Origin of the sequence: Pseudomonas palmensis, from assembly GCF_017848315.1 — a bacterium.
Taxonomy (GTDB): domain Bacteria; phylum Pseudomonadota; class Gammaproteobacteria; order Pseudomonadales; family Pseudomonadaceae; genus Aquipseudomonas; species Aquipseudomonas palmensis.
In genome coordinates this window covers 199,491-206,122 of record NZ_JAFKEC010000004.1, presented here as the reverse complement: position 1 = coordinate 206,122, position 6,632 = coordinate 199,491, and the positions used below count along the sequence as shown (strand labels likewise).

Below are 6,632 nucleotides of genomic sequence, written 5' to 3'. Positions count from 1 at the left end.
AGAGTCTGTCAAGCGTTTATTTTGAAGTTTTTCGTTTCACTTCAAACACTTGACTCGCTTCGATCTCTCGTAGCGGGAGGCGAATTCTACAGCGTTACAACCTGCTGTCAACCACCTTTTTCACCGCCGCCGATCTTTCGATCGAAGCACCTCCAGCCTGACCTGAAACGTCCAACTCGTTGATATTCAAGGAGTTTTTCGTTCAGACTGCGCCGGAAGTGCGGCGAATTATAGAGAGATTAAATCGTGCGTCAAGGGCTAATTTGAAACTTTCGTCACCGATACACGCTTGCGCCCTCCCAGACGGGGAATGCGCCTCTCTATAGAAGGCACTCTCAGCAGCATCAACAACCCACCGATGACCGCGTACACCGTCCATTCCTTGAGGTCTGCCCGCACTATCCACAGAAAATGCAGCAGCCCCAGACCCAGGATCACGTAAACAAGCCGGTGCAGCTTCTTCCACCGCGCGCCCAAGCGGCGCTGGCTGTAGCGGTTGGAGGTCACCGCCAGTGCCAGCAGCCCGACAAGCGCCAAACTCCCAACAATGATGTAAGGCCGCTTGCGCAACTCGACGCCCAACTGCCCCCAGTCCAACCCGAGGATAAAGAACAGGTAGGCACACAAGTGCATCAGCACATAGGCAAAGCACCACAGGCCGAGCTGCCGGCGCACCACGATCCAGCCAGACCAGCCTGTCAGCTTCTGCAACGGCGTCATGCAAAGCGTTACCAGCAGCATGACCAGAGCACCCTGCCCCATCCTGTCCACCAGCACCTTGCCCGGATCGGGGCCCAGCGCATCGAGCACAGCCTGGGCCAGCCAGTACAGCGGCCAGACACAAGCCAACAGAAAGGCCGCGAAACGAAACAGTGGATAGCGCATCAGTAGTTCTTCCGCAGGTCCAGGCCGCTATATAAAGAAGCCACTTCGTCCGCATAGCCGTTGAACATCTGCGTATCGCGAACGTTGGGGCTGAACAGGCCGCTGGGCAGCCTGCGCTCACGGGCCTGGGTCCAGCGCGGGTGGTCCACCGTGGGGTTCACGTTGGCATAGAACCCGTACTCTTCAGGCGCGATGTTCTGCCAGGTGGTGCGCGGCTGCTGCTCGACCAGGCTGATACGCACGATGGACTTGATGCTCTTGAACCCATACTTCCACGGCACCACAAGGCGCAGCGGCGCACCGTTCTGGTTGGGCAGTTCGCGGCCATACATGCCCACCGCCAGGATGGCCAGCGGGTTCATCGCCTCATCCAGTCGCAGCCCTTCCACATAGGGCCAGTCGATCAAGGCGAAGCCCGAACGCTGCCCGGGCATGTGCTTTGGATCCTGCAGGGTTTCGAAGCGGATGTACCGGGCCTTGGAGGTCGGCTCCACCTGCTTGAGCAATGCCGAAATCGGAAACCCCAACCAGGGGATCACCATCGACCAGGCCTCCACACAACGCAGCCGGTAGATGCGCTCTTGCAACTGATAAGGCTTCATGAAGTCTTCGAGCGCATAGCGGCCCGGCTTACCGACCTCGCCATCCACCACCACCGTCCATGGCGAAGTCGGCAGCGCACCCGCATTGGCAGCAGGGTCGCCCTTGTCGGTTCCGAACTCGTAGAAGTTGTTGTAGTGCGTGGCATCCTTGAACGGCGTGATCGCTTCACCCTTGACCGTTACCGCCTGCCATTGGGTGCCCGGCAGTTTTTCGGCAAACCAGTTGGGGGCAGCACCGGCGTCGACGTCCGCATACTGCGAAACCTCGGCGGCAGCGGCCCAGCGCGGCAAGCTGCCGACCGCCAATGCAGCCGCAGTGCCACCCAGCAGAGCGCGTCGGGAGAGATAGAGGGACTCAGGCGTGATTTCCGATTCTTTGCAGTCGGAAGGCCGGGACAGCTTGATAAGCATAAAGACTCCGTAGAACCGGTGAGCTGATGCACCAGTAGACTACGGAGCCTTGGGGAAATTACATCACTGCTCGGTGGTTTTCTTGCGACGCGAACGCAACAGGTACTGGATAGGACCCGACGCGGCATACGCGAGGAAAATCAGCAGCAGAATGCGTGGCGGATCGCTGAACACCACCGCGAACACCAGCACCACCACAAGGATCGCCACAAACGGCACCCGCCCCTTGAGGTCCAGCTCCTTGAAGCTGTTGTACTTGATGTTGCTGACCATCAGCATGCCGGCAGCCGCCACCAGCAGCGCCACCAGGAACGAGAGCTTGGAACCCTGGATGCCATAGTCGCTGAACGCCCAGACCGTACCCGCAACCACGCCGGCTGCCGCCGGGCTGGCCAGGCCGATGAAGTAGCGCTTGTCGGCCTTGCCGACCTGGGTATTGAAGCGTGCCAGGCGCAATGCCGCACCCGCCACATAGATGAAGGCAACCATCCAGCCGACCTTGCCCATGTCACCCAGTGCCCAGCCGAAGGCCAGCAACGCCGGGGCCACGCCAAAGGCGACCATGTCGGACAACGAGTCGTACTCGGCGCCGAAGGCGCTCTGGGTGTTGGTCATGCGGGCAACACGCCCGTCCAGACCATCGAGCACCATGGCGACGAAGATCGCGATGGCAGCGAAAGCGAAGTACTTGCTCGCTTCGCGCGGATCACCGGCACTCAGGGCGCTCTGCGCACTCATGGAGTTGATGATCGAATAGAAACCGGCGAACAGGTTCGCAGTGGTGAACAGGTTGGGCAGCAGATAGATGCCGCGATGCCGTACCTTGCGTCCTTCGGCGTCATGCCCTTCTTCAACATGCTCATCGATCGGTAGCAGGCTTTCGGCGTCAGAGGCCTTGTTCGGCTCTTCGGGACGTTCGCTCATGGACATTACCTTGCAACGGTTTGGAAAGTTTCGACAGACGTCTGCGACGAGGGTTCGCCGGCAAACGATGAAGCTTTATACCAGAAGCTGACTGCCTAAACGAAAAAACGCGGCCGAAGCCGCGTTTTCATCGCATCAGATCAAGATCAGTTCTTGGCCTTGTCGACGATTTTGTTCGCTGCGATCCAAGGCATCATCGAGCGCAGTTGCTCGCCGATGACTTCGATACCGTGGGCAGCGTTGTTGCGACGCTTGGCGGTCATCGAAGGATAGCCGGTAGCGCCTTCGCTGATGAACATCTTGGCGTATTCGCCGTCCTGAATGCGTTTCAGGGCATTGCGCATGGCCTGACGGGATTCGGCGTTGATGACTTCAGGGCCGGTCACGTACTCGCCGTATTCGGCGTTGTTGGAGATCGAGTAGTTCATGTTGGCGATACCGCCTTCGTACATGAGGTCAACGATCAGCTTCAGTTCGTGCAGGCACTCGAAGTAGGCCATTTCTGGCGCGTAGCCCGCTTCAACCAGGGTTTCGAAGCCGGCCTTGACCAGCTCGACGGTACCGCCGCACAGAACGGCCTGCTCGCCGAACAGGTCGGTTTCGGTCTCGTCCTTGAAGGTGGTTTCGATGATGCCGGTACGGCCGCCACCAACGCCTGCGGCGTAGGACAGGGCAACGTTCTTGGCATTGCCGGAAGCGTCCTGGTAGATAGCGATCAGGTCAGGGATACCGCCGCCTTTCACGAACTCGGAACGCACGGTGTGACCAGGCGCTTTTGGCGCGATCATGATCACGTCCAGGTCAGCACGTGGAACGACCTGGTTGTAGTGGATAGCGAAACCGTGGGAGAAGGCCAGGGTGGCGCCCTTCTTGATGTTCGGCTCGACTTCGTTCTTGTACAGCTGCGACTGGAACTCGTCCGGGGTCAGGATCATGACCAGGTCGGCACCGGCAACAGCGCTTGCCACGTCAGCCACTTTCAGGCCGTGGGCTTCGGCTTTGGCAACGGTGGCCGAACCTTTACGCAGACCGACAGTGACATCCACACCGGAGTCTTTCAGGTTGCACGCTTGAGCGTGGCCCTGGGAACCGTAACCGATGATGGCAACTTTCTTGCCCTGGATGATCGAAAGGTCGCAGTCTTTGTCGTAGAAAACTTTCATGAAAATACCCCTGGTTATCTCGGCCCTTTCAGGCCATTCGCTAATTTTTTGAGTTAGATGCTGAGCACTTTGTCGCCACGGGCAATGCCGGTGACACCACTGCGTACTGTTTCGAGAATGGACGCGGTACCAATCGACTGGATGAAGCTGTCCAGCTTGTCGCTGGTGCCCGACAGCTGCACGGTATAGACCGTGCTGCTGACGTCGACGATCTGCCCACGATAGATATCGGTGGTGCGCTTGATCTCGGCACGCTGCGCACCCGTGGCCTTGATCTTGACCAGCATCAGTTCACGCTCGATGTGCGCGCTTTCCGACAGGTCGACCAGCTTGACCACTTCAACCAGCTTGTTCAGGTTCTTGGTGATCTGCTCGATCACCTCGTCATGACCAACCGTGGTCAACGTCAGGCGCGACAGGGTCGGGTCTTCGGTCGGGGCGACGGTCAGGCTTTCGATGTTGTAGTTGCGCTGCGAGAACAGGCCGACCACACGGGACAAGGCACCTGGTTCGTTTTCCAACAGCAGGGAAATAATGTGCCGCATGATTAGGTCCGCTCCGTCTTGCTCAGCCACATATCGCGCATCGAGCCGTCTTTGATCTGCATCGGGTAGACGTGCTCGCTGTTGTCGACCTGGATATCGATGAACACCAACCGGTCTTTCATGGCGAAGGCTTCCTCGAGCTTGGGCTTGAGGTCCTTCAGGTCGGTGATGCGGATACCCACGTGACCATAGGCTTCGGCCAGCTTGACGAAGTCAGGCAGCGATTCCATGTAGGAGTGCGAGTGACGGCTGTTGTAGGCCATGTCCTGCCATTGGCGAACCATGCCCAACACGCCATTGTTCAGGTTGACGATCTTTACCGGCAGGTCGTACTGCAGGCAGGTAGAGAGCTCCTGAATGTTCATCTGGATGCTGCCCTCGCCGGTGACACAGGCAACGTCCTGGTCCGGGAAGTTCAGCTTGACGCCCATGGCCGCCGGGAAACCGAAGCCCATGGTGCCCAGGCCACCGGAGTTGATCCAGCGGTTCGGCTTGTTGAAGCGGTAGTACTGCGCCGCGAACATCTGGTGCTGACCCACGTCGGAGGTGACGAACGCATCCCCCTTGGTGACTTCGCACAGGGTTTCGATCACGGTCTGCGGCTTGATGACACTGCCATCGCCCTTGTTGTACGGGAACATGATGCCGTCGCCACGCCATTCGGCAATCTGCTTCCACCAGGCATCCATCGCCGCCTGATCAGGCTTCTCGCCGATTTCGCGCAAGGTGGCGAGCATTTCGCTCAACACGCTCTCGACCGGACCGACGATAGGCACATCGGCCTTGATGGTCTTGGAGATCGATGCCGGGTCGATGTCGATGTGGATGACCTTGGCATTCGGGCAGAACCGCGCCGGGCCGTTGACCACACGGTCGTCGAAACGCGCACCGACGGCCAGGATCACGTCGGCATGGTGCATCGCCAGGTTGGCCGTGTAGCTGCCGTGCATGCCGAGCATGCCCAGGAACTGACGGTCGGTGCCCGGATAGCCACCCAGCCCCATGAGGGTATTGGTGACCGGCAGGTTGAGCAGTTGCGCGACCTCGGTCAACGCAGCCGAGCCACCACCGAGGATCACGCCACCGCCGGAGTAGACGATCGGACGCTTGGCGGCCAGCAGCATCTCGGCGGCCTTGCGGATCTGACCCGAGTGCCCGCGAACGGCCGGGCTGTAGGAGCGCAGCTTGACCTTTTTCGGGTAGACGTACTCGAACTTCTCGGCCGGGTTGGTCATGTCTTTCGGAATATCGACGACAACCGGGCCAGGACGACCGGATTCAGCCAGGTAGAACGCTTTTTTCAGGATTTCAGGAATTTCCGAGGCATGTTTGATCATGAAGCTGTGCTTCACGATCGGCCGCGAGATACCGATCATGTCGGTTTCCTGGAAGGCATCGGTACCGACCATGGTGCTGGGCACCTGACCGGAGAGGATGACCATCGGGATGGAGTCCATGTACGCCGTGGCAATACCGGTGATGGCATTGGTGGCACCCGGACCGGAAGTCACCAGTACCACGCCGGCCTTGCCGGTGGCACGGGCATAGCCGTCGGCCATGTGGGTTGCCGCCTGCTCGTGGCGAACCAGGATGTGGCTTACTTCCGGTTCCTTGAACAGGGCATCGTATACATGCAGGAGAGCACCGCCAGGGTACCCGTAGATGTGCTTAACGCCTTCGTCACGCAAAAAGCGGACGACCATTTCAGCGCCAGATAAAAGCTCCACGTTGTTCACCTCTAAAACGCCAGAATACCGTCCAGGCAGGACGGGTCTTAATAGGTTTACTGCCAAGCAGAGCATGAGCGACGAAATCGCCGACTACGTCAGCACTGACTGAGCAAGTATTGGGAGCGCCCCAAAGTGTTGCGGGGTTTTCCCACCCAGCGCGAGGTAACGCGTTGCGGGGTGTAACAGGTCGGCGCGGGTGTGCGCCTCATGATCTGCTTAGCGGGTCTGCTTCTGGCAGTCCCTCTACAGCGGAAACTGGATTCTTCTGATTCTGCGCCTGCAAGTCAAGAAAAATTATTGCCAATTTTTCCAAATGACGATCCGCAGCCACCACGAATTACAAAGACAGCAGCAGAAAAACAAACTTCAGAA

Annotated in this window: 6 protein-coding genes; all 6 read right to left on the bottom strand. The window is 58.9% G+C overall.

The genetic code is table 11. From position 1 onward, the window contains the following. Positions 1-258: 258 nt before the first annotated feature. A complete protein-coding gene (gene msrQ / locus JZZ72_RS04475) occupies positions 259-885 on the bottom strand; it encodes a protein-methionine-sulfoxide reductase heme-binding subunit MsrQ (protein ID WP_210014093.1) in 627 nt (208 codons plus the stop codon). Then, positions 885-1,898 carry a protein-methionine-sulfoxide reductase catalytic subunit MsrP gene (gene msrP / locus JZZ72_RS04470; RefSeq protein WP_078481314.1) on the bottom strand — a complete coding sequence of 338 codons (1,014 nt, stop codon included), beginning with the start codon at positions 1,896-1,898 and terminating at the stop codon, positions 885-887. Before msrP ends, msrQ begins: the two co-directional genes overlap by 1 nt. A gap of 63 nt (positions 1,899-1,961) precedes the next feature. Further along, positions 1,962-2,822, bottom strand: a complete 861-nt coding sequence (gene pssA, locus JZZ72_RS04465; RefSeq protein ID WP_043863786.1) for a CDP-diacylglycerol--serine O-phosphatidyltransferase — start codon at positions 2,820-2,822, stop codon at positions 1,962-1,964. A gap of 146 nt (positions 2,823-2,968) precedes the next feature. Then, positions 2,969-3,985, bottom strand: a complete 1,017-nt coding sequence (gene ilvC / locus JZZ72_RS04460; protein ID WP_043863787.1) for a ketol-acid reductoisomerase — start codon at positions 3,983-3,985, stop codon at positions 2,969-2,971. A 53-nt stretch (positions 3,986-4,038) separates the two neighbouring features. Further along, complete coding sequence (gene ilvN, locus JZZ72_RS04455; protein WP_043863788.1) at positions 4,039-4,530, bottom strand: acetolactate synthase small subunit; 492 nt, start codon at positions 4,528-4,530, stop codon at positions 4,039-4,041. Positions 4,531-4,532: 2 nt separating this feature from the next. Then, the gene (locus JZZ72_RS04450; RefSeq protein WP_043863936.1) at positions 4,533-6,257 is read right to left on the bottom strand and encodes an acetolactate synthase 3 large subunit; all 1,725 of its coding nucleotides are present in this window, start codon (positions 6,255-6,257) and stop codon (positions 4,533-4,535) included. Positions 6,258-6,632 lie beyond the last annotated feature (375 nt).

Bases quoted from the DNA above. Each gene is read 5' to 3' on its own strand.
- ilvN (WP_043863788.1), bottom strand. From the start codon at position 4,530: ATGCGGCACATTATTTCCCTGCTGTTGGAAAACGAACCAGGTGCCTTG.
- msrQ (WP_210014093.1), bottom strand. From the start codon at position 885: ATGCGCTATCCACTGTTTCGTTTCGCGGCCTTTCTGTTGGCTTGTGTC.
- msrP (WP_078481314.1), bottom strand. From the start codon at position 1,898: ATGCTTATCAAGCTGTCCCGGCCTTCCGACTGCAAAGAATCGGAAATC.
- pssA (WP_043863786.1), bottom strand. From the start codon at position 2,822: ATGAGCGAACGTCCCGAAGAGCCGAACAAGGCCTCTGACGCCGAAAGC.
- ilvC (WP_043863787.1), bottom strand. From the start codon at position 3,985: ATGAAAGTTTTCTACGACAAAGACTGCGACCTTTCGATCATCCAGGGC.